At 53.7% G+C, this 21,630-nt stretch carries 22 protein-coding genes; 5 read left to right on the plus strand and 17 right to left on the minus strand.

What is annotated here, in order from left to right; translation table 11 throughout:
* Positions 1 to 42 precede the first annotated feature (42 nt).
* Positions 43 to 1,410, minus strand: coding sequence for an anaerobic C4-dicarboxylate transporter DcuC (gene dcuC / locus BH714_RS02120; protein WP_020885003.1), 1,368 nt, complete (start codon positions 1,408 to 1,410; stop codon positions 43 to 45).
* A gap of 529 nt (positions 1,411 to 1,939) precedes the next feature.
* Here dcuC and pagP point away from each other — a divergent pair.
* Together pagP and cspE are read left to right on the plus strand one after the other, a co-directional pair.
* On the plus strand, positions 1,940 to 2,557 hold the full coding sequence (gene pagP, locus BH714_RS02125; RefSeq protein ID WP_014169108.1) for a lipid IV(A) palmitoyltransferase PagP: 618 nt from the start codon (positions 1,940 to 1,942) through the stop codon (positions 2,555 to 2,557).
* 191 nt (positions 2,558 to 2,748) lie between these two features.
* On the plus strand, positions 2,749 to 2,958 hold the full coding sequence (gene cspE, locus BH714_RS02130) for a transcription antiterminator/RNA stability regulator CspE (RefSeq protein ID WP_002439184.1): 210 nt from the start codon (positions 2,749 to 2,751) through the stop codon (positions 2,956 to 2,958).
* A 219-nt stretch (positions 2,959 to 3,177) separates the two neighbouring features.
* Here cspE and crcB read toward each other — a convergent pair whose 3' ends face one another.
* Entirely contained in the window at positions 3,178 to 3,561 is a 384-nt protein-coding gene (gene crcB / locus BH714_RS02135) for a fluoride efflux transporter CrcB (protein WP_040016922.1), read from the minus strand.
* 67 nt (positions 3,562 to 3,628) lie between these two features.
* Here crcB and BH714_RS02140 point away from each other — a divergent pair, with 67 nt between their 5' ends.
* Entirely contained in the window at positions 3,629 to 4,417 is a 789-nt protein-coding gene (locus BH714_RS02140) for a deaminated glutathione amidase (protein WP_040016923.1), read from the plus strand.
* A gap of 126 nt (positions 4,418 to 4,543) precedes the next feature.
* Entirely contained in the window at positions 4,544 to 4,747 is a 204-nt protein-coding gene (gene tatE / locus BH714_RS02145) for a twin-arginine translocase subunit TatE (RefSeq protein WP_014169112.1), read from the plus strand.
* An 81-nt stretch (positions 4,748 to 4,828) separates the two neighbouring features.
* On the opposite strand, the gene lipA is transcribed toward tatE, so the two are convergent.
* The 14 genes from lipA to leuS all read right to left on the minus strand — a co-directional run bounded on the left by lipA (position 4,829) and on the right by leuS (position 19,792).
* Entirely contained in the window at positions 4,829 to 5,794 is a 966-nt protein-coding gene (gene lipA, locus BH714_RS02150; RefSeq protein ID WP_025204675.1) for a lipoyl synthase, read from the minus strand.
* Between the two features lie 207 nt (positions 5,795 to 6,001).
* Entirely contained in the window at positions 6,002 to 6,955 is a 954-nt protein-coding gene (locus BH714_RS02155; RefSeq protein ID WP_040016924.1) for a YbeF family transcriptional regulator, read from the minus strand.
* Positions 6,956 to 7,246: 291 nt separating this feature from the next.
* Positions 7,247 to 7,888 carry a lipoyl(octanoyl) transferase LipB gene (gene lipB, locus BH714_RS02160; RefSeq protein WP_020885000.1) on the minus strand — a complete coding sequence of 214 codons (642 nt, stop codon included), beginning with the start codon at positions 7,886 to 7,888 and terminating at the stop codon, positions 7,247 to 7,249.
* Between the two features lie 95 nt (positions 7,889 to 7,983).
* Complete coding sequence (ybeD, locus tag BH714_RS02165) at positions 7,984 to 8,247, minus strand: DUF493 family protein YbeD (protein ID WP_003858718.1); 264 nt, start codon at positions 8,245 to 8,247, stop codon at positions 7,984 to 7,986.
* Between the two features lie 105 nt (positions 8,248 to 8,352).
* Positions 8,353 to 9,564 (minus strand): D-alanyl-D-alanine carboxypeptidase DacA, encoded by a 1,212-nt coding sequence (gene dacA, locus BH714_RS02170; RefSeq protein ID WP_014169116.1) that lies wholly within the window; start codon positions 9,562 to 9,564, stop codon positions 8,353 to 8,355.
* A 139-nt stretch (positions 9,565 to 9,703) separates the two neighbouring features.
* The gene (rlpA, locus tag BH714_RS02175) at positions 9,704 to 10,816 is read right to left on the minus strand and encodes an endolytic peptidoglycan transglycosylase RlpA (RefSeq protein WP_025204674.1); all 1,113 of its coding nucleotides are present in this window, start codon (positions 10,814 to 10,816) and stop codon (positions 9,704 to 9,706) included.
* Between the two features lie 16 nt (positions 10,817 to 10,832).
* Positions 10,833 to 11,945 (minus strand): peptidoglycan glycosyltransferase MrdB, encoded by a 1,113-nt coding sequence (gene mrdB / locus BH714_RS02180; RefSeq protein ID WP_014169118.1) that lies wholly within the window; start codon positions 11,943 to 11,945, stop codon positions 10,833 to 10,835.
* Between the two features lie 2 nt (positions 11,946 to 11,947).
* Positions 11,948 to 13,849 (minus strand): peptidoglycan DD-transpeptidase MrdA, encoded by a 1,902-nt coding sequence (mrdA, locus tag BH714_RS02185; protein ID WP_014169119.1) that lies wholly within the window; start codon positions 13,847 to 13,849, stop codon positions 11,948 to 11,950.
* Between the two features lie 28 nt (positions 13,850 to 13,877).
* Positions 13,878 to 14,345: a 23S rRNA (pseudouridine(1915)-N(3))-methyltransferase RlmH gene (gene rlmH / locus BH714_RS02190; RefSeq protein WP_003858701.1), complete on the minus strand. Its 468-nt coding sequence runs from the start codon at positions 14,343 to 14,345 to the stop codon at positions 13,878 to 13,880.
* A gap of 3 nt (positions 14,346 to 14,348) precedes the next feature.
* A complete protein-coding gene (gene rsfS, locus BH714_RS02195) occupies positions 14,349 to 14,666 on the minus strand; it encodes a ribosome silencing factor (RefSeq protein ID WP_003858696.1) in 318 nt (105 codons plus the stop codon).
* A 270-nt stretch (positions 14,667 to 14,936) separates the two neighbouring features.
* Complete coding sequence (gene nadD, locus BH714_RS02200; protein WP_040016925.1) at positions 14,937 to 15,602, minus strand: nicotinate-nucleotide adenylyltransferase; 666 nt, start codon at positions 15,600 to 15,602, stop codon at positions 14,937 to 14,939.
* A complete protein-coding gene (gene holA, locus BH714_RS02205; RefSeq protein WP_040016926.1) occupies positions 15,595 to 16,626 on the minus strand; it encodes a DNA polymerase III subunit delta in 1,032 nt (343 codons plus the stop codon). Before holA ends, nadD begins: the two co-directional genes overlap by 8 nt.
* Entirely contained in the window at positions 16,626 to 17,195 is a 570-nt protein-coding gene (gene lptE, locus BH714_RS02210) for an LPS assembly lipoprotein LptE (protein ID WP_040016927.1), read from the minus strand. Before lptE ends, holA begins: the two co-directional genes overlap by 1 nt.
* A 14-nt stretch (positions 17,196 to 17,209) precedes the next feature.
* The gene (gene leuS, locus BH714_RS02215) at positions 17,210 to 19,792 is read right to left on the minus strand and encodes a leucine--tRNA ligase (protein WP_052445438.1); all 2,583 of its coding nucleotides are present in this window, start codon (positions 19,790 to 19,792) and stop codon (positions 17,210 to 17,212) included.
* 214 nt (positions 19,793 to 20,006) lie between these two features.
* On the opposite strand from leuS, the gene BH714_RS02220 reads away from it, so the two are divergent.
* Positions 20,007 to 20,489 carry a zinc ribbon-containing protein gene (locus BH714_RS02220; protein WP_025204671.1) on the plus strand — a complete coding sequence of 161 codons (483 nt, stop codon included), beginning with the start codon at positions 20,007 to 20,009 and terminating at the stop codon, positions 20,487 to 20,489.
* Positions 20,490 to 20,568: 79 nt separating this feature from the next.
* On the opposite strand, the gene rihA is transcribed toward BH714_RS02220, so the two are convergent.
* Positions 20,569 to 21,513 carry a pyrimidine-specific ribonucleoside hydrolase RihA gene (gene rihA, locus BH714_RS02225; RefSeq protein WP_040016929.1) on the minus strand — a complete coding sequence of 315 codons (945 nt, stop codon included), beginning with the start codon at positions 21,511 to 21,513 and terminating at the stop codon, positions 20,569 to 20,571.
* Positions 21,514 to 21,630 lie beyond the last annotated feature (117 nt).

Consider the following 21,630-nt stretch of genomic DNA (forward strand, 5'->3'; position numbering starts at 1 on the left):
AAAAAGCGCCCGTAGGCGCTTTCTGGATATCAGGAATTTAGCTTAAGCTGCGCCGGGTACCAGCACCTGCGTGGCAATAATCACGATAATCAGCCCTACAATCACGGGGACGGAGGTGCGTTTGATCACTTCGAAAGGCGAGATTTTTGCCATCCCGGCAACGGCTACAACCACACCCGATACCGGCGAAATGGTGCGACCGAGGTTAGACGCCTGCAGCATGGGGATGGAGAGATAGGCCGGGTTAATGCCTGAGGAGTGAGCCAGTTTCGGGATCATCTCAACGAAGGCGTAGAACGGCGCGTTACCTGAACCGGTGGTCATGGCGGCGAGCATGGTCAGCACTACCAGAACCAGCATCAGGATAATACTGGCCGAGCCGAACGAGGTGGCGATGGAAATCAGGCTCTGAATAAAGCCGATGGTGCTCAGACCCTGGGCGAAGACGCCTGCTGCAACCAGCAGCATAACGACTCCTGCAAACGCATCCGCCATACCGCGATAGGCCACTTCCAGACCCGAGAAGACTTTCTGCGTGTTAAACCCACGCACAAACTCCAGCAGTGCGGCCAGCAGCATGCAGATCACCAGAATGGTGATGATGTGCAGCTGCGGGCCCCATTTACCGTCAAAAATAAGCACGCCAATAATAGGTGTGAACGGCAGAATGGCATAAAACGCTGGCGCGGTGGTGGTGATTTCACTCACGTCCAGCATCTCGTGGCTGATGTTCTCCTTCTTATCGAGATAACGCTGCCAGAAGAAGTGCGCGATGCCCATGCCGACAATGGCGACGATAGAAATGGGCAGCGTGGTTTTGAACGCAAAGTCGATAAGCGACATTTCAGCGGCTTTGGCTGCGAGCACGACATCACCGGAGGTGGGGGAAAGAATAATGGCGGCCGGCGAGGCGCAAATCGCGGCGGCCGCGCCGCGGCTGATACCGACGTTAACCATGATCGGGAACAGGGTGGCCATTAACAGTACGCCCAGACCGGTGGCGGACGACACGGCGAGGGACATCAGGCAGGCAAGGAAATAGGCCGCGACCATCAGCAGATAGGGGGAGTTAATGTACTGCAGCGGTTTGGACGCCAGTTTAACCACCATATCATTCGCGCCGATATGGGTCATGTACGCCGCAAAACCGCACAGCATCATGATCATCATACCCAGGTCGCCACCGCGGCTCATGAGCAGGATTTTAATGTATTCAACAATGTCAGTGGCGGTGTAGCCCGTACTGTCTGCGCTGGCCGGTAACACCTGATGGCCCATGATGGCGCTGATAATGAGCAGGGTTAGCCCGCCGACAAATAACACCCCTGTGGCCGAGTAACCTTTAATGATGTAGCGCGCTACACCGACAATGACGACGACTCCGATAAGGAGCTCGATAAACGTAAGCATGGTTTCCCCTGTATCCTTGCTGCCCGAGAGCACAAATAATCAATAAAAAAGAAGGATGAAATGTGCCGAATTAATGTTCTGTCCTTGCTGATTAAAATCAATAAACAGACTACTAAAGAAGATATTAACGGTATTTTTGCCATCGCTCCGGCATTTATCTCATGCGCATATTGACCGGTAGAGATATCACTATATGTCAATTAAATGATAATGGGTTGTTAAATATTTTGTGGGTTTAAATTCGCCGCAGAAAGAAAAGGCAAAAACCCTTTGGGAACTGGGTTTTTAATGGCTGCCGGCAGCCCTCCAGGACGGGCCCTGGAGGGCTGCCGGCAGCCCTCCAGGACGGGCCCTGGAGACCGTCATTGCTGGCGTTGGTTGGGTTATCCAGCGTATTAAAGCCTAATAAAGGCTTACTTTTGTTGTGCTTATTATGGCGTGAAGGTATGTTCCTCTCAGAATATTCCCAGGAAGACGCTGATTAATTAGGAATAACGCTGATGCTGTTAAGCTTTGATTAAACTATTTTATGGTAAACTTTGCCTCGAATACTAAGAATGGTAATTGCATTGTGATTGTACGTAATAAATTTTTCCTCATTTTGTTGTTTATTTTTGGGCAGTTAGCATTGTCGTCTGTTGCACACGCCGAGAGCAATGCAACCGATAAAGGCTGGTTCTCCACCTTCACTGATAATGTGTCGCAGACCTGGACTGCGCCAGAGCATTATGACCTGTATGTTCCGGCAATAACGTGGCATGCGCGTTTTGCCTATGACAAAGAAAAGACTGACAAATATAACGAGCGCCCGTGGGGGGCTGGTTTTGGTCAGTCGCGTTGGGACGAAAAAGGGAACTGGCATGGCATCTATCTGATGGCCTTTAAAGATTCCTTTAACAAATGGGAACCGATCGGGGGTTATGGCTGGGAGAAAACCTGGCGTCCGTTAGCCGATGAAAACTTCCATGTGGGGCTGGGCTACACCGCCGGTGTGACCGCACGCGACAACTGGAACTACATTCCGATTCCGGTGCTGCTACCTCTGGCCTCTATCGGCTATGGTCCGGCAACGTTCCAGATGACCTATATCCCGGGGACATACAACAACGGTAACGTTTACTTCGCCTGGATGCGTTTTCAGTTTTAACTGAAAAAACGTCACGTGGTGGTGAAAAAAATGTGCAGCCGTTGATTCCGTTGAGATAAAAAACCGTCAGCAGAAATTAACGCGACTTTAGTCACTTTTTATCAAAGAACCGCTGGACAAAAGGTCCCACAATTGATGTACTGGTACCCGACACAGCATTTGTGTCGTTTTTTAATGTAAAGGTAATTTTGATGTCTAAGATTAAAGGTAACGTTAAGTGGTTTAATGAGTCCAAAGGATTCGGTTTCATTACTCCTGAAGATGGCAGCAAAGACGTGTTCGTACACTTCTCTGCAATCCAGTCTAATGGTTTCAAAACTCTGGCTGAAGGTCAGCGTGTAGAGTTCGAAATCACTAACGGTGCCAAAGGCCCTTCTGCTGCTAACGTAATCGCTCTGTAATTCAGACGCGTCAGCAAGAATTTCAAAACCCGCTCACTGAGCGGGTTTTTTTCGCGTGGAATCAGCTAAGCAGATACATTTTGAGGAAGCTGGCAACGATCAGCACGCTCAACAACACCACACCTGCGCTCATCAGGTTCTGTTTCATTCTGTCACCCTCGTTCAGTATTGCGTTCAGAGTGACAGAGAAAAATTAAGCCAACATTAACGCAGCGTCTGTTAGTGCGTCGTGGCGGAAGAAAATAGCCAGAATGCGATCCCCGTCATCGCAAAGGAGCCGAGCATATTAATCGCAATGTTCAGGAGCGCCCAGCCGACACGCCCTTCCTGAAACAGGAAAACCACTTCCGCCGAGAACGTTGAGAAGGTGGTTAAACCGCCGCAAAAGCCGGTGGTAATCAATAGCTTCCACACGGGATCGATATGCGTCATACGGTTAAACCAGGCCAGCCCCACGCCAATAATGAAAGCACCTATCAGGTTAGCCGCCAGCGTACCCATTGGAATAGCCTGATGCAGGGGATTAAAACGCATACTCAAAAACCACCGCGCAACGCTACCCGTACCCCCACCAATAAAAACGGCTAAAAGTAGTTGTAACACTGTAAATACCTGCTATTTGATGTGTAAGAGTGGCGAGTTTAACGCGGTTTTTGCTGAGGGGACAAATATGTATGTTGCGGTAGGACAGTTTGCGGTTACGCCTGACTGGCAAGAGAATGCAGATAAATGTGTCTCTCTGATGAGGCAGGCCCGCCTGAAAGAAGCTTCCTTGCTGGTGCTGCCGGAGGCGCTGCTGGCAAGAGATGACAACGACCCGGACCTGTCGGTGAAGTCTGCCCAGCCCCTGGACGGCGGATTTTTACAGCACCTGCTGGCGGAAAGTGCGGGCAATGGTTTGACCACCCTCTTTACGGTGCATGTCCCCTCGACGGCAGGACGAGCGGTAAATACGCTCGTGGCCATCCGTGACGGCGCGATCGTTGCGCGCTATGCCAAACTCCATCTTTATGATGCCTTCAGCATTCAGGAATCACGGCGGGTGGATCCGGGAGACAGTATCCCACCGCTGCTTGATGTCGATGGCTTTAAGATTGGGTTGATGACCTGCTACGACCTGCGTTTTCCTGAGCTGGCACTTACGCTCGCGTTAAAGGGGGCTGACGTGCTGGTAGTGCCTGCCGCGTGGGTCAAGGGGCCGCTTAAAGAGCAGCACTGGGCAACGCTCCTTACAGCGCGTGCGCTGGATACTACCTGTTATGTTGTGGCCTCGGGGGAGTGCGGCAATAAGAACATTGGGCAGAGCAGGGTGGTGGATCCGCTGGGTGTTACGATAGCCGCTGCGGCGGAAGCCCCGGTTTTGCTGATGACAGAGTTACAGCGGGAGAGGATTACGCTTGCACGGCAGCAATTACCGGTTCTTCGCAACCGTCGGTTTGCGCCACCGCAATTATTGTGATGTTTTTTTCAACAATGCTTGATTCACCTTGTTACAGATTGCTATTGTGTGCACGCGTCAAATGACCGTTAATACAATCAGGTTTTTGGCGCTGAATGCAGCCTGGTTTATGTAAAGAAGGTATCTATGGGTGAGATTAGTATTACCAAACTGCTGGTGGTTGCCGCACTGGTCGTCCTGCTGTTTGGTACCAAGAAGTTACGCACGCTGGGTGGTGACCTGGGTGCCGCCATCAAAGGCTTTAAGAAAGCGATGAACGACGATGATGCGGCTGCGAAGAAAAGCGCCGAGGGTGACATCCCGGCAGAGAAGCTTTCTCACAAAGAGTAACGGCAATGCCTGAGGGCTTGCGAAAAAAAACCGGCTCAAGAGGCCGGTTTTTTTGTATTACTGTAAGTGAATATTACAGTCTTATTTCACTTCTTCGCCTTTTGCCTGCATATCGGCATGGTAAGAGGAGCGAACAAATGGGCCGCAGGCTGCGTGGGTAAAGCCCATCGCCAGCGCTTCGGCTTTCATCTCATCAAACTCATCCGGGCTCACGTAGCGCTGCACGGGCAGGTGGTGGCGGCTTGGCTGCAGATACTGTCCCAGCGTCAGCATGGTCACACCGTGGCGGCGCAGATCGCGCATCACTTCGATGATCTCAGCATTCGTTTCACCGAGACCAACCATCAGGCCTGACTTGGTGGGAATATGGGGATGCGCTTCTTTAAAACGCTCCAGCAGCTTCAGAGACCAGTTATAGTCCGCACCAGGACGTACCTGACGGTAGAGACGTGGCACGTTCTCCAGGTTGTGGTTAAACACGTCTGGTGGCGTCGCGGTCAGGATGTCCAGCGCGCGATCCATACGGCCGCGGAAGTCTGGAACCAGCGTCTCAATTTTGATGTTCGGGCTTTTCTCGCGAATAGCGGTAATGCAGTCAGCGAAGTGCTGAGCACCGCCATCACGCAGATCGTCACGGTCAACGGAGGTAATAACGACATAACGCAGCGCCATATCGGCGATGGTCTGTGCCAGTTTCTGAGGTTCGTTGGCGTCGGGCGCTACCGGGCGGCCATGAGCCACATCGCAGAACGGGCAGCGGCGGGTACAGATGGCACCCAGAATCATAAACGTCGCGGTACCGTGATTGAAACATTCAGCAAGGTTCGGGCAAGAGGCTTCTTCACAGACGGAGTGAAGGCCGTTCTTGCGCATCGCCGCTTTGATCCCCTGGATACGCGAAGAGTCAGCCGGAAGTTTGATTTTCATCCATTCCGGTTTTCTTAACAGCGCTTCGCGCTCTGTAGCCACGTTTTTAACCGGGATAAGGGCCATTTTATCGGCATCGCGGTATTTAACACCGCGTTCCATCACAATGGGTTTACTCATAGCGTGCGTGTTCCAGTTGCGAATATCGAAGGAAAGCGTTTCTATTCAAGGGAATGTTGTATTTATCAACTATTTTTGAACGAACGACAGGCAGTATATCATTGAAACGGTCGGTAAAGCAGCCTGCCAGGTCGCCAATTTGTAAAATAGTTGTTGTTTTGTGCGTTTTGCCCGGCAGGGGGCAGGGGCTTGTGCTGTATCAACCTGTCAGAAGGCCTGTCGGATGACGCGGATAACGTTTTCCAGCACCGGATCGCGCAAGCTGAGTTTGTTGTAATGCAGTGAAATCTCGATAGATTCCGCATTGAGCTGGTTGAGAGGAATGCTCTCCAGCGGCCAACATTTACGCAACAAGGTATACAGACGCGAAGGCATGATGCAGAGCATGTCGCTGCTGCCAAGCAGGGAGGCAGTGGTGAACATATTGTAACTACTGAAGCTGATCTGGCGTTCCGGGAATATCTCATCGATTCGCTGACGCAGCGCATGGTTGGACTGTCCTTCGGTCATGAAAGACGAATGATCGTAGTTGCGCAGATTTTCAATGGTCAACGGCCCGCTCAGGGCGGGATGCTGCTGACGGCACACCAGCACCAGGTTATCCGCATACAGGACATGTTGTCCGAGCGCTCGGGCGCTAAAGCTGCCGCTTTCTATAATCAGGTCGGTCTGAAACTGAGCAAGCTGAATATCAGGCTCGTTGAGCGGCACATTTCGCAGCAGGAGCTGGGGAACATGCTCTTTTATCGCCTGAAAAATAGCGGGCATCACCAGCACGCCGACAGACGGGGTGCAGCCGATAGTGATGGTTCTCTGTTTGTCATAGCTGCCGGTTAAATCCAGCGCGCCCAGAATCGACTCCAGCCCCTGGCTGATGTACTCATGCAGATGGGTGGCGTAGGCCGTCGGCGTAACCCCCTGGCCCTTACGAATAAATAACGGGTCGGGAAATATAGCGCGCAGTTTTTGAATTGACTGGCTTATTGCTGAAGGCGTGAGATTAAGAATTTTCGCAGCATTAACGATACCCTTATGGACATATACTGCCTCAAAAATAGTCAACAAATTGAGATCAATATTACGTAAAGTCCGAAAAATTTGTGGCTTGTCCTCACCACCTGGGTCATTCAGTCGTTTGGCTGGTAAATTATTATACTCCACGCTTTCACTCCGTATACATTCACATTATGAATGATAGTTGAATTTATTTATTATGCTTGTAGAGATTCGTAAAGTGTTGGTTTTGTTTCACTTGTTTATCAAAAACAAACAGTTGTGTGATTATCACGCAAGTTACTTACGCCCTGTATGCAGTTCTGGCTGGAGGCTAAATAATATGTAGCGGTAATATTCGGGCGCTTCGAAAATATAGAATAAGCGGATTATTGTAAAGCGTAAAAGCGGTAAATAAACAGTGGCCCGTCAAATAATCGAGCCATGATGCATGATGTATTAAGCAGTGATATATTCGTAAGATGGATTGTTAAGTAGGGCTAAAACGTTCTTCAAAAGCACAGGACGAATATTCTCTGGCGTTGCGCTTTCAACCCACTGGCGCATTTGCGTCATCTCCATTCCGGCGTAGCCGCAGGGGTTTATGCGCTGGAAAGGGGTAAGATCCATATTAATATTCAGTGCCAGCCCGTGGAAGGAGCAGCCTTTGCGGATACGCAGCCCCAGTGAGCAAATCTTACTTTCTCCCACATAGACGCCCGGCGCATCGGCACGCGGATGGGCTTCAATACCGTATTCCGCCAGCGTGTTAACCACGGTTTGTTCCAGCAGGGTAACCAGTTCGCGAACGCCGAGCTTTCTGCGCTTAAGGTTCAGCAGAACGTACATCACCTGCTGCCCGGGCCCGTGGTACGTGACCTGCCCACCGCGATCGCTTTGAATTACCGGGATATCACCCGTCATCAATAAATGTTCCGCTTTTCCCGCCTGTCCCTGTGTAAATACCGGCAGGTGTTCAACCAGCCAGATCTCATCAGGGGTGGTGTCATCGCGTGAATCGGTGAAATCATGCATGGCCTGGGAGACAGGCTCGTAAGGTTGCAGCCCGAGATGACGGACAAGAATTTTATCCTGATACAAAAGGACGTCTCCGAAGACGAGGGACAAAAGGTGAGGGAGAGTATATCACAAGCGGGGAGGCGGGTTACCCGGCAAACCGGGTAACCGCAGAGGGACTACAGCACCATACGAACAATTTCGATATTGCCGAGCTCTTCGTACAGCGTCTCAACCTGCTCAATGTGGGTTGCGGTAATGGTAATGGATACCGAGTGGTAGTTGCCCTTGCTGCTTGGTTTTACTGACGGAGAGTAGTCACCCGGCGCATGGCGCTGTACCACTTCAACCACCTGATCAACCAGCTCAGGTTTCGCCAGACCCATTACTTTGTAGGTAAACGGGGTAGGGAATTCAAGCAGTTCGTTAAGTTTGGTTTTCATGTCAGCTCCGGCGTAACGTCAAAAAGAATAACTCCCACGACAGGTGGGAGTTATCAGGATATCTAGTATATGGGGATCAAAATCACACTTTCAAGTGTTCAATTTTTAGCCAAACCAGTGATGGAACATCAATTTAATGTAATCAATGATTTTGCCGAAGAAATTGCCTTCCGGGATTTCTTGCAGAACAACCAGCGGACGCTGATCGATGGTTTTACCATCCAGCTGGAAGTTGATGGTGCCCACCACCTGGTTTTTCTGCAGTGGCGCGTGCAGCTCAGTGGTGTTCAGCACGTAGCTGGCTTTCAGATCTTTCATGCGACCACGAGGAATGGTCAGGTACAGATCTTTATCCACGCCAAGGGAAGCACGGTCGTTATCACCGAACCAGACTGGCTCAGAAGCAAACTCTTTACCGGCTTTCAACGGGTTCACTGTTTCGAAGAAACGGAAGCCCCAGGTCAGTAATTTCTTGCTTTCCGTCTCACGACCTTTGAAGGTACGACCGCCCATCACGGCAGAGATCAGACGCATCTGGCCTTCGGTGGCAGAAGCAACCAGGTTGTAGCCAGCTTTATCGGTATGGCCAGTTTTGATGCCGTCAACGTTCAGGCTGTTATCCCACAGCAGGCCGTTACGGTTGGTCTGACGGATACCGTTGAAGGTGAACTCTTTCTCTTTATAGATGGAGTATTCGTTCGGCACGTCACGGATCAGCGCCTGACCAATCAACGCCATATCACGTGCGGAGCTGTACTGACCATCTGCGTCCAGACCATGTACGGTCTGGAAATGGCTGTTCTTCAGACCCAGCGCGGTGACGTAGCTGTTCATCAGACCGACGAAGGCATCCTGGCTTCCTGCGGCGAAATCGGCCATTGCCACGCACGCATCGTTACCGGATTGCAGGTTAATACCACGGATCAGCTGAGAAACAGGAACCTGCATGCCCGGTTTCAGGAACATCAATGATGAACCTTTAAATACCGGGTTGCCGGTTGCCCACGCATCGTTACCGATGGTGACCAGATCCGTTTCTTTGAACTTCCCTGCTTTCATGGCCTGGCCGATAACGTAGCTGGTCATCATTTTGGTCAGGCTGGCCGGATCGCGGCGGGCGTCGGCATTCTGTTCAGCCAGCACTTTGCCAGAGTTGTAGTCGATCAGGATATACGATTCCGCGTCGATTTGCGGAACGCCAGGGATCATGGTCTTGATATTCAGGTCATCGGCGTGAGCTGCAGAGAGAGCAGTTGCGCAAAGGGCCGTGGTCAGCGCCATGCGCTGCACAAAACGAGCAGAAAAAGTGGTCTTCATGGTCAGAACAACGACATCCGTGATGGAATTAAAAAAAGTGCCTTACTATAGCAAATGCTATTCAGGCAGGCATCCGACTTTAAGCATGAGTTTGTGAATGTGTTTTACACAAATTGACACTTTGGATGCCGCCAGTTCATTATTTCGCTACAGCGATAAATGATTGTAGTTGGGCTTCATTTTGCAGGCGCTGCTGCAGAGACGCTGCCTGCGATTTGCTGGCAAACGGCCCCATCTGAATACGCCATACTGCGCCGTTTTGCGCAACGCGTCCCGGAACACCAAACTGCTGGCTCAGACGCTGTTGATACTGCTGCGCACGGGCCTGATCGCTTACCGCCCCAACCTGAACCACAAAGCCGCCACTGGCCGCCGCTGGAGCCGCAACCGGTGTGCTTTGCGCCGTCGCCGGAGCCGTTACGGGCGCAGGCTCTGTGGCAGGAGCGGCAACAGGAGCTGGTGCTGGCGTAGGTTCGCTGCCTTCCAGCACGCCGGTGGCTAACGTTGTCGGCGCGCCAAGGAAGCCGCTACTCTTTACTGGCGCACCCGTCGTGTCTTCGCTCTGCAACGTATCATTGCTGATTGGGCGCACTTCTCCTGCTGGCTGAGAAGGCTCTGCCGGAGAAGAGACGCTTCCCATGCCGCCGTCCAGGTTCGGGCGGTCAGGAAGGGCGTAAGTCTGTTTCGCCACCGTCGTACACGCGGTACCTGGCCCGGAGAGGGTGCCATCCTGCGCCACGATAATCGGGTCAATACGGACTTTGGTATTGTTCGAGGTGTTCAGGCGGTCTGCAGCCGCGCGTGACAGGGAGATCACCCGGTCGTTACCGTAGGGACCACGATCGTTAATGCGTACCACGATCATACGACCATTCGCCAGGTTGGTGATACGGGCGTAGCTCGGGACAGGCAGGGTCGGGTGAGCCGCCGTCAGTTGCATCGGATCGAACGCTTCTCCGGTCGCCGTCAGGTTGCTGCCTGGCTCGGCATCATAAATGGCGGCAAAGCCAGCCTGGCTAAAGCGGGAGGGATCCTGAACAATTTTGTAGCTTTTGCCGTCGCGCTCGTAATCCTGATTCGCGCTGGCATTGAGCGGTTCATAAACGGGATCGGCACCGCTGATTTCAACGATCGGGCCATTACAAACCGCAGGCTGCGGCGGCGCGACGGTTGCCTGTTGCTGACCATCATCACTTGTGCAGGCCGCAAGTAAACTTGCCGCAATGCAGATCCCCAGCCACTGCTTACGCATTCCGATCCCCTTATTTTTATACGCTTTTTGACAACATTTTTCTGTGGGTATGGATCGACATCACGATACCAAACCCGGCCATCAACACGATCAGTGCCGAGCCTCCGTAGCTCACCAGCGGGAGCGGGACGCCAACAACCGGCAGAATACCACTCACCATACCAATATTTACGAAGACATAAACGAATAAAATCAGCATCAACCCGCCTGCCATCACGCGGCCAAAGGTGGTTTGCGCACGTGCGGCGATCCACAGCCCTCGCATGATCAACAGCACATACAGCGCCAGCAGAATCAGGATGCCAACCAGGCCCAGCTCTTCCGCCAGAACCGCAAAGATAAAGTCGGTGTGGCGTTCCGGTAAGAACTCCAACTGGGACTGGGTGCCGTGCAGCCAGCCTTTACCGCGCAGGCCGCCGGAACCGATCGCAATCTTGGACTGAATAATATGATAGCCCGCACCCAGCGGATCGGTTTCCGGATCGAGCAGCATCATGACGCGTTGTCGCTGGTAATCATGCATCAGGAAGAACCAGAGAATCGGGATGAACGCTGCCACCAGCACGACTGCAATGCCAATCAGACGCCAGCTTAAACCCGACAGGAACAGGACAAACAGGCCGGAGAGGGCGATAAGAATCGAGGTGCCGAGGTCAGGCTGCGCCGCAACCAGCAGCGTCGGCAGGAAAATCAGCACCAGCGCAATGGCGGTATTTTTCAGCGAAGGCGGGCAGACGTCACGGTTAATAAAACGCGCCACCATCAAGGGAACCGCTATTTTGGCTATTTCAGAGGGCTGGAAGCGGACAACGCCCAGATCCAGCCAGCGCTGCGCGCCTTTAGAGATGGCCCCAAAGGCATCTACCGCAACCAGCAGCACAATACAGAATATGTACAGATACGGTGCCCAGCCTTCATAGACCCGCGGCGGGATCTGCGCCATGACCACCATAATGACCAGACCCATCGCGATCTGGCCGATTTTGCGCTCCATCATGCCGATGTCCTGGCCGCTGGCGCTCCAGATAACCAGGGCGCTGTAAACCAGCAGAGCCAGCAGGATCAGCAGCATGGCTGGGTCGATGTGGATTTTATCCCACAGCGATTTTTTATTTGGATTATCCGTCATGATTATTGGTCCTCCGCCGCAGCGGCGGCCGGGTTTTCAGCCGGCAGTTCGGTGTTGTTATCACCCAGCATAATGTGGTCGAGGATCTGGCGCATGATGGTCCCCACGGCCGGACCTGCGCCGCCGTTTTCCAGAATCATCGCCACCGCAACCTGCGGGTTATCATAAGGGGCAAAGGCCGTCATCAGCTTATGGTCACGCAGACGTTCAGCAATGCGGTGCGCGTTATAGGTTTCATTGGCTTTCAGACCGAAGACCTGCGCAGTACCGGATTTGGCGGCCACTTTATACGGTGTGCCGGCGAAATACTTATGTGCGGTCCCGTTCGGGCGGTTCGCCACGCCGTACATACCGTCTTTGGCAATTTCCCAGTAACCGGAATGAATGTCACCCACCGGGGCTTCATGCGGCTGGATCCACGGCACTTTTTTGCCGTCTTCAACCGTACTTTGCAGCAGGTGCGGAACTTTCACTACGCCATCGTTGATGAGGATCATCATCGCTTTGTTCATCTGAATCGGGGTCGCCGTCCAGTAGCCCTGACCAATACCCACCGGAATGGTATCACCCTGATACCACGGCTTCTTAAAGCGCTTCAGCTTCCACTCACGGGTTGGCATGTTACCGGAGCGTTCTTCTGAAAGGTCAACGCCGGTGTAATGTCCATAGCCGAATTTGCTCATCCACTCTGACAGGCGGTCAATGCCCATGTCATACGCAACCTGGTAGAAGAAGGTATCCGCAGACTCTTCCAGCGATTTGGTAACGTTGAGGTGACCATGACCCCATTTTTTCCAGTCGCGATAGCGTTTTTCAGAGCCTGGTAATTGCCACCAGCCCGGGTCAAACAGACTGGTATTGCGGTTGATGACGCCCGCGCTCAGCGCAGAGACCGCCACGTACGGTTTTACCGTTGACGCTGGCGGGTAAACCCCTTGTGTGGCGCGGTTCACCAGTGGCGTATTCGGGTCATTTAGCAGACCGGAATAGTCTTTGCTGGAGATACCATCGACAAAGAGGTTCGGGTCGTAGCTTGGCATGGACACCATCGCCAGAATGCCGCCGGAACGCGGGTCGGTGACGACAACGGCAGCACGGCTGCCCGCCAGTAAGGTTTCAATATACTGCTGCAGCTTGAGGTCGAGCGTCAGGTAGACGTCATGCCCCGCCTGCGGTGGCACTTCTTTGAGCTGGCGAATGACGCGGCCACGGTTGTTAACTTCAACCTCTTCATAGCCGGTCTGCCCGTGCAGGACATCTTCGTAGTAGCGTTCGATCCCCAGCTTACCGATATCGTGCGTCGCTGCGTAGTTCGCCAGTTTGCCGTCTTTATCGAGGCGTTCAACGTCTTTATCGTTGATCTTGGAAACGTAACCAATGACATGCGTTAGCGCGGAACCATAAGGGTAGTAGCGACGCTTGTAACCTTTCACTTCCACGCCGGGAAAACGATACTGGTTCACGGCAAAGCGGGCCACCTGGACTTCCGTCAGGTTCGTTTTAACCGGGATTGAGGTGAAACGGTGGGAGCGGGCACGCTCTTTTTTGAACGCGGCGATATCATCGTCGGTCAGATCGACAACGCCTTTTAGCGCTTCAAGCGTATCCTGCACATTATCGACTTTTTCCGGCATCATTTCGATTTGATAAATGGTGCGGTTTAACGCCAGCGGAGTGCCGTTACGGTCGTAAATAATGCCGCGGCTGGGCGCGATGGGCACCAGCTTGATACGGTTTTCGTTTGAACGCGTCTGATAATCGGTAAAGCGGACAATTTGCAGATTATAGAGGTTGGCGATCAGCACGCCGGTAAGCAGCAAAATCCCCGTAAAGGCGACCAGCGCCCGGCGCACAAACAGCGCGGACTCAGCCGTATAGTCGCGAAAAGAATTCTGTAGTTTCATCCGCTGCTTAATCTACCCTGGTCAGTCACTACTCGCGGTGATATGGGTGGTTGGTAGTAATGCTCCACGCGCGATACAGGCTTTCTGCCACCAGTACCCGAACGAGCGGGTGGGGAAGCGTCAGCGCGGAGAGAGACCAACTTTGTTCTGCCGCCGCTTTGCAGGCAGGAGATAACCCTTCAGGCCCGCCAATCAACAGACTGACGTCACGACCATCCTGCTTCCAGCGCTCCAGTTCGTGCGCCAGCTGCGGCGTATCCCAGGGTTTACCTGGAATATCGAGGGTGACGATGCGGTTTTTGCCTGCGGCAGCCAGCATCAGCTCTCCCTCTTTATCGAGAATACGTTTGATATCGGCGTTCTTGCCGCGTTTCCCGGCGGGAATTTCCACCAGTTCGAACGGCATGTCTTTTGGAAAACGACGCAGATATTCAGTAAAACCGGTTTGTACCCAGTCCGGCATTTTGGTGCCGACGGCGACCAGTTGCAACTTCACGCATTAACCCCAGAGTTTTTCCAGCTCATACAGGCGACGGCTCTCTTCCTGCATGACATGGACAATCACATCGCCGAGATCGACAACCACCCAGTCAGCGGTCGCTTCGCCTTCAACGCCAAGCGGTAACAGGCCTGCTGCACGCGATTCCTGAACAACGTGGTCGGCAATCGAAACAACATGACGCGTTGAAGTACCGGTGCAGATAATCATGCAGTCGGTGATGCTGGATTTACCCTTAACGTCGATAGCGATGATGTCCTGACCTTTCAGGTCATCAATTTTGTCGATAACAAAATCCTGGAGTGCTTTACCCTGCAAGTTTTCCCCCTGGGGTGAATGAGATTGTATAACTATGAATTCGTGGCCAGACAGTATACCTGAACTGACGCCAGTGTCGGGACAAATGTCTCCGGCCGGGCTTTTGAAGGCGGGTATCATCCCACCCTCCGCCTGAGATTGCATCGCCATTTTTGTAAAACAATTTCTGTAAAGCAATGATCGGCGGGAAAGTCTGGCAGCGGAGGATAACAGTATGGCTTAACCTGTCAAGGCAGGATAATCATTACGCCGCTTTTTCATGCACCCCCGCTATGCGTCTGCGCTTTTCTGATACAACCCATGCGCGTGAATGTAGTCCAGCACAGCTGATGGCAGCAGATCGTCACAGGCTAATCCCTGCTGCAGACGCTCGCGAATGAGGGTCGCAGAAATATCGAACCACGGCGTCTCTGCCAGATAAATCTTCCCGGCAGGCTGGTTGTGCAAGTCTTCAATATTGTCTGTGAGATGCGCCTCAAGCCACTGCTGGTACTGCTCTTCTCGCATGGTCAGCGGATAGCCCGGACGGCGACAGACAAGCAGGTGGCTGTTTTGCAGGATCGTTTCATACTGGTGCCAGGTGGGAAAATTGAGCAGGGAGTCCTGACCAATAATAAAGGCCAGCGGCGTGTCCGGCCCTTGCTCGGCTCGCCACTCCTGCAGCGTTTGCGACGTCCAGGACGGTGTGTTGCGGCGCAATTCTCGCTCATCAAGGCTAAAAAGCGGTTTATCCGCGATCGCCAGAGCGAGCATCTCTTTTCTCTGCTCGCTGCTCGCCTCAGGTTGCGGACGGTGTGGCGGCACATTATTGGGCATGATGATTACGCGCTGAAGGCCGATCAGATTCGCCAGAATTTCAACCGGCTTCAGATGTCCGTAATGGACCGGGTCGAAGGTACCACCGTACAGGGCCTGTAAAGAATGCATACTATCCATCGATAAATACGTCTGCCAGCGCCTTATGGCAGAGCAGCAGAGAGAGACTTTCCAGCTCCGCCCAGACCGACTGACCATAATCTTGTTTCAACGTAAGCTCAGCGCGCATCAGAAGCTGCACGGCCTGACGCAGCTGTTCATGACTCAGGCGGTTGATGGCCTCGGTGGTCATCGCCCGACGGTTTTGCCACACCCGATGTTTATCAAACAGCGAACGTAATGGCGTATGTGCAGACTGACGCTTGAGCGTAATCAGCAGTAATAATTCACGCTGAAGGGTGCGCAGCAAAATAACCGGTTCGCTACCTTCCAGACGCAGCTGTTGCAATATATGCAGGGCGCGTTTGCTTTTCGCTGCCAGCAGCGCATCCACCCAGTGGAAGGGCGTAAAGTGCGCGGCATCGTTAACGGCCTGCTCCACGCGTGGCAGTGTCAGCTTACCGTCTGGCCAGAGCAGGGAGAGCCTGTCCAGCGCCTGCGCCAGTGCCAGCAGGTTGCCTTCATAGCAGTAACAGAGGAGCTGGTTTGCGGCGTCGTCCAGCTGAAGATTGTTTTGCTTCGCTCTTGTCGCGACCCATTTTGGCAGATGGGCTTGCTCAGGCGTCTGACAGGTCACCATAACCGCATTGGCCGCGAGCTGGGTAAACCAGGCCGCGTTTTCCTGCGCTTTGGTGAGCTTGTTGCCGCGCACAATAAACAGCAGATCGCTGTGCAGCAGACTGACCAGCGTTGCCAGCTGTTCATTGATGGCCGCGTTAGGGCCATTCTCCGGCAGCAGGATCTGGATGGTCTGGCGCGATGCGAAGAGGCTCATCGCCTGGCAAAGCGAGAAGAGGGCATTCCAGTCGGTGTTGTTATCCAACTGGACGGTGTGGTGTTCATCAAAGCCCTGCGCGGCCGCCGCCTGTCGGACGGCATCCAGGCTTTCCTGAAGTAATAACGGATCGTTTCCGAGAAGCAGATACGCCGCGCGCAGCCCTTCATTGAGCTGCGCGCGGAGTTGTTCAGGATACAGCCTGATCATCAGTTACCCATGGAGGCAGAAACAGGAGGCGTGGTGGCATCCGGTTTTTCGATGATGTCAGAACCCTGTTTCGTTGACGCGGCAACGCCCGGCAGCTTACGGATCAGCTGCTCTGCGGCCTTGTCGTACATTTCTTTGATGATAATCTGCTGCTCGGCGTCTTTTGCCAGAGCCGTCTGCGGGTTATCGAAGAACGAACGGTACACTTTCGTGCTGATTGGGTAGATGTCTTTACCCGGGATCAGGACGGCGGCATTAACCGACAGGACCATCTGATACTCTGCGGTACGGCCGTCCTGGAAAATGGACGCCGTGTCTTGAGCTAAGGCTGAGCTCAGAACGCGCAGGGATGGAACATCCTGACGTAACGTCCCTTTCTCAATCAACTCAACATCGTTAAGACGCAGCTGGTTTCGAATTGCCCGGCTGAGTGGACCATTCGGATCTGATGAGTCGAAAATCATCGTTTTCATTTCAGCAGGCACTGCCGTGGTATTGCGCAGATGCCAGCCACAACCAGCGGTGACAAGCACCGCCAGAGATAAGAGTATTGTTGCCAGTTGTCGCACGTTTCCTCCCGCGCTTAGCCAACGACCAGATTCAGCAATTTACCCGGTACGTAGATCACTTTACGTACGGTAACGCCCTCAAGATATTTCGCAACCAGATGTTCCTGGCCTGCGCGTTCGCGAACCTGTTCTTCGGTAGCATCGACCGCCACGGTAATTTTACCGCGAACTTTGCCGTTAACCTGGACCACAACCAGCGTGGTGTTTTCCACCATCGCGGATTCGTCAGCCACTGGCCACGGTGCGTTGTCGATATCGCCTTCGCCTTTCAGCTCCTGCCAGAGGGTGAAGCTGACGTGCGGGGTGAACGGGTTCAACATGCGAACGACGGCCAGCAGCGCTTCACGCATTAAGGCACGATCCTGCTCGCCGTCCTGCGGGGCTTTTGCCAGCTTGTTCATCAGTTCCATAATAGCCGCAATTGCGGTATTGAAGGTCTGACGACGACCAATATCATCGGTCACTTTTGCAATCGTTTTATGAACATCACGACGCAGCGCCTGCTGATCTTCAGTCAGTGCCGCGACGTTCACTGCCGGAGCATCACCCTGAGAGGTGTGCTCGTAAACCAGTTTCCAGACACGCTTCAGGAAGCGGTTAGCCCCTTCAACGCCCGATTCCTGCCATTCCAGGGTCATGTCAGCCGGAGAGGCAAACATCATAAACAGACGCACGGTATCTGCGCCGTAACGCTCAACCATCACCTGAGGGTCGATGCCGTTGTTTTTAGACTTCGACATCTTGCTCATGCCGGTATAAACCAGTTCATGACCTTCGGCGTCTTTCGCCTTCACGATACGGCCTTTCTCGTCGCGCTCAACGATCGCGTCAACCGGAGACACCCAGTTACGCTCGCCGTTCGCCCCGACGTAGTAGAAGGCATCGGCCAGCACCATTCCCTGACACAGCAGCTGTTTTGCTGGTTCGTCAGAGTTGACCATGCCTGCGTCGCGCATCAGCTTGTGGAAGAAGCGGAAGTAGAGCAGGTGCATGATGGCGTGTTCAATACCACCGATGTAGATGTCCACAGGCAGCCAGTAGTTTGCTGCATCGGAATCCAGCATGCCTTCCTGATACTGCGGGCAGGTGTAACGCGCGTAGTACCATGACGATTCCATAAAGGTATCAAAGGTGTCAGTTTCACGCAGCGCTGGCTGGCCGTTAACGGTCGTTTTTGCCCACTCAGGATCGGCTTTGATTGGGCTGGTGATACCGTCCATGATCACATCTTCCGGCAGGATCACCGGGAGTTGATCTTCTGGCGTTGGCATCACGGTACCATCTTCCAGCGTCACCATTGGGATAGGTGCTCCCCAGTAGCGCTGGCGAGAGACACCCCAGTCGCGCAGGCGGTAGTTGACTTTACGCTCACCGACGCCCAGCGACGCTAACTTGTCGGCAATCGCGTTGAAGCCATCTTCAAAGCTCAGACCGCTGAATTCACCCGAGTTGAACAGCGTGCCTTTTTCGGTCAGGGCTTGTGCGGAGAGGTCTGGCTCAGAACCGTCAGCCGCGAGGATGACAGGTTTAATGGTCAGGCCATATTTGGTGGCAAATTCGTAGTCACGCTGATCGTGGCCTGGAACGGCCATGACGGCGCCCGTACCGTACTCCATCAGCACGAAGTTGGCTGCCCAGACAGGGATTGCTTCGCCCGTCAGGGGATGGATAGCCTTAAAGCCGGTATCAACGCCTTTCTTCTCCATCGTCGCCATGTCGGCTTCGGCCACTTTGGTGTTGCGGCACTCGTCGATGAAGGCCGCCAGTTCCGGGTTGTTTTCCGCGGCTTTCAGCGCCAGCGGGTGACCAGCGGCCACGGCCAGATAGGTCGCACCCATGAAGGTGTCCGGACGGGTAGTGTAGACGGTCAGGGTCCGATCGTCGTTCTCAACGTTGAAGGTGATCTCCACGCCTTCTGAACGGCCGATCCAGTTACGCTGCATGGTCTTGACGGTATCAGGCCAGTGATCCAGATTATCCAGATCGTTCAGCAGCTCGTCAGCGTAGGCGGTGATTTTAATAAACCACTGTGGGATCTCTTTACGCTCAACTTTGGTATCACAACGCCAGCAGCAGCCGTCGATAACCTGCTCGTTCGCCAGTACGGTCTGGTCGTTCGGACACCAGTTAACGGCAGAGGTCTTCTTGTACACCAGGCCTTTTTTGTACAGCTCGGTGAAGAATTTCTGCTCCCAGCGGTAGTATTCCGGGGTGCAGGTCGCCAGCTCGCGGCTCCAGTCATAGCCAAAGCCCAGCATTTTGAGCTGGTTTTTCATGTACGCGATGTTGTCGTACGTCCACGGGGCAGGTGCTGTGTTGTTTTTGACCGCCGCGCCTTCTGCAGGCAGACCAAACGCATCCCAGCCAATAGGCTGCAGGACGTTTTTGCCGAGCATACGCTGGTAGCGGGCAATCACATCACCAATGGTGTAGTTACGCACGTGGCCCATGTGTAGTCGACCAGAAGGATAGGGAAGCATCGACAGGCAGTAATACTTCTCTTTGCTCTCGTCTTCGGTTACTTCAAAGGTGCGCTTCTCGTCCCAGTGTTGCTGGACTTTTGATTCTATCTCTTCCGGGCGGTATTGCTCTTGCATGGCAGCCAGTGGTCCTGTTTTCAATACAGCTACAAATGTAGCCAATGGATGTGGTAATTCAGATCCGCATAGCATAGCCCAAACGCCCGCGCCAAAACAGCCTTTCGCACAAATGCGCGCGTGAGGAATTTGTCGGGTCTGTGGTTCACCTGGCAAAGCGGTGGCGAAATAAGGTCTATTATTAGAGTCAGTTACTTACCCGGGAGGCAAAATGATGAACAAGGTTGCTCAATTTTACCGAGAACTGGTGACAACACTGACGGAACGGCTGCGTAACGGCGAGCGTGATATCGATGCGCTGGTGGAACAGGCGCGGGCCCGCGTGACGCAAACGGGTGAGTTAACGCGAACCGAAGTGGAAGAGGTGACGCGCGCCGTACGCCGCGACCTGGAAGAGTTTGCGCGAAGCTACGAAGAGAGTCAGAACGAGGTTACCGACAGTGTCTTTATGCGGGTAATTAAAGAAAGCCTGTGGCAGGAGCTGGCGGATATCACCGATAAAACGCAGCTGGAGTGGCGTGAAGTCTTTCAGGACCTCAACCACCACGGGGTCTATCACAGCGGAGAAGTGGTCGGGCTGGGGAATCTGGTGTGCGAGAAATGCCATCACCACATTGCGGTCTATACGCCGGATGTGTTGCCGCTGTGTCCAAAGTGTGGACACGATCAGTTCCAGCGTCGGCCGTTTGAACCCTAAGTAAAAGCCGCCCTCTCCCTGCAGGCCAGGGGGAGGGCATCAGGCCGCAGAGCAGTTTACCATGCCCGGCGGCCATCGCTTACCGGGCCTGACTGTAATAGTTGAGTCTTTCCGCCAGCAAATCCACGAACGCTTCACGGTCGATATCCACCATCAGCGTGGTGTTGGGTTGATTGCCCGTCAGCGAATAGTAGTCCACTACCGTCATACCCTGAGTGTATTTCCCCTGGGTTTCCACGCCTACCCACCGTTCTACCGTGGTAAACATCTCCGGTTTGAGCAGCCAGGCAATGGTGCACGGATCGTGCAGCGGCGCGCCGTGAAAACCCCATTTCGCGGCTTTGTGATACTCCATAAAGAAGTCCAGCAACTCTGCGACGGTTGTCGCCACCGGGTTGCCAATGGCACGAAAGCGCGCAATGTCGTGCGCCATTATTTGTGCGCGATGGGTGACGTCCAGGCCGGCCATGACAATCGGCAGGCCAGACTGGAAGATAATCTCTGCGGCTTCCGGATCGACAAAAATGTTGAACTCCGCCGCTGGCGTCCAGTTCCCGAGTCCCATTGCGCCGCCCATGATCACGATTCGGGCGATTTTACTGTGCAATTCCGGATGGCTGTTGAGCAGCAGCGCAACGTTGGTTTGCGGGCCGGTGGCCACCAGCGTGACCGGTTCCGCGCTTTCACGCAGCACTTTCGCCATCAGCTCTACGGCGGTGCAGGGTTGCGCTTCAAACCCCGGTTCGGGCAGTGCCGGGCCATCCAGCCCACTTTCACCGTGCACGTTGTCGGCAATGATCAGATCGCGCATGAGCGGTTTGACGGCACCACCGGCGACCGGTATATCGGTGCGTTTGAGCAACGTCAGCATACGCAGGACGTTACGCAGCGTTTTCTCCGGTGTCTGGTTTCCGGCAGAGGACGTAACGGCTTTGACGTCCAGTTCAGGGGAGGCAAGTGCAAGGACGAGGGCGATCGCGTCATCATGACCCGGGTCGCAATCGAGAAGGATAGGTTGTGCCATAGCGTGCTCCATACGTAGCATTATTTTGTGACAAGGTTAACGCTGCAATGTGACGCCGACGAGAAGAAGAGAGTTAAAGCGTGAAGCAGTGCGCAATCCGCAGATTGCGCACCGGGG

The organism is Enterobacter ludwigii (assembly GCF_001750725.1).
Classification (GTDB): domain Bacteria; phylum Pseudomonadota; class Gammaproteobacteria; order Enterobacterales; family Enterobacteriaceae; genus Enterobacter; species Enterobacter ludwigii.

Coding starts and splice junctions, on each gene's coding strand:
- dcuC (WP_020885003.1), bottom strand. CDS start 1,410: ATGCTTACGTTTATCGAGCTCCTTATCGGAGTCGTCGTCATTGTCGGT.
- leuS (WP_052445438.1), bottom strand. CDS start 19,792: ATGCAAGAGCAATACCGCCCGGAAGAGATAGAATCAAAAGTCCAGCAA.
- nadD (WP_040016925.1), bottom strand. CDS start 15,602: ATGGATAGTATGCATTCTTTACAGGCCCTGTACGGTGGTACCTTCGAC.
- holA (WP_040016926.1), bottom strand. CDS start 16,626: ATGATCAGGCTGTATCCTGAACAACTCCGCGCGCAGCTCAATGAAGGG.
- mrdB (WP_014169118.1), bottom strand. CDS start 11,945: ATGACGGATAATCCAAATAAAAAATCGCTGTGGGATAAAATCCACATC.
- mrdA (WP_014169119.1), bottom strand. CDS start 13,849: ATGAAACTACAGAATTCTTTTCGCGACTATACGGCTGAGTCCGCGCTG.
- lipA (WP_025204675.1), bottom strand. CDS start 5,794: ATGAGTAAACCCATTGTGATGGAACGCGGTGTTAAATACCGCGATGCC.
- tatE (WP_014169112.1), top strand. CDS start 4,544: ATGGGTGAGATTAGTATTACCAAACTGCTGGTGGTTGCCGCACTGGTC.
- pagP (WP_014169108.1), top strand. CDS start 1,940: ATGGTAAACTTTGCCTCGAATACTAAGAATGGTAATTGCATTGTGATT.
- BH714_RS02140 (WP_040016923.1), top strand. CDS start 3,629: ATGTATGTTGCGGTAGGACAGTTTGCGGTTACGCCTGACTGGCAAGAG.
- BH714_RS02220 (WP_025204671.1), top strand. CDS start 20,007: ATGAACAAGGTTGCTCAATTTTACCGAGAACTGGTGACAACACTGACG.
- dacA (WP_014169116.1), bottom strand. CDS start 9,564: ATGAAGACCACTTTTTCTGCTCGTTTTGTGCAGCGCATGGCGCTGACC.
- ybeD (WP_003858718.1), bottom strand. CDS start 8,247: ATGAAAACCAAACTTAACGAACTGCTTGAATTCCCTACCCCGTTTACC.
- rihA (WP_040016929.1), bottom strand. CDS start 21,513: ATGGCACAACCTATCCTTCTCGATTGCGACCCGGGTCATGATGACGCG.
- cspE (WP_002439184.1), top strand. CDS start 2,749: ATGTCTAAGATTAAAGGTAACGTTAAGTGGTTTAATGAGTCCAAAGGA.
- rlpA (WP_025204674.1), bottom strand. CDS start 10,816: ATGCGTAAGCAGTGGCTGGGGATCTGCATTGCGGCAAGTTTACTTGCG.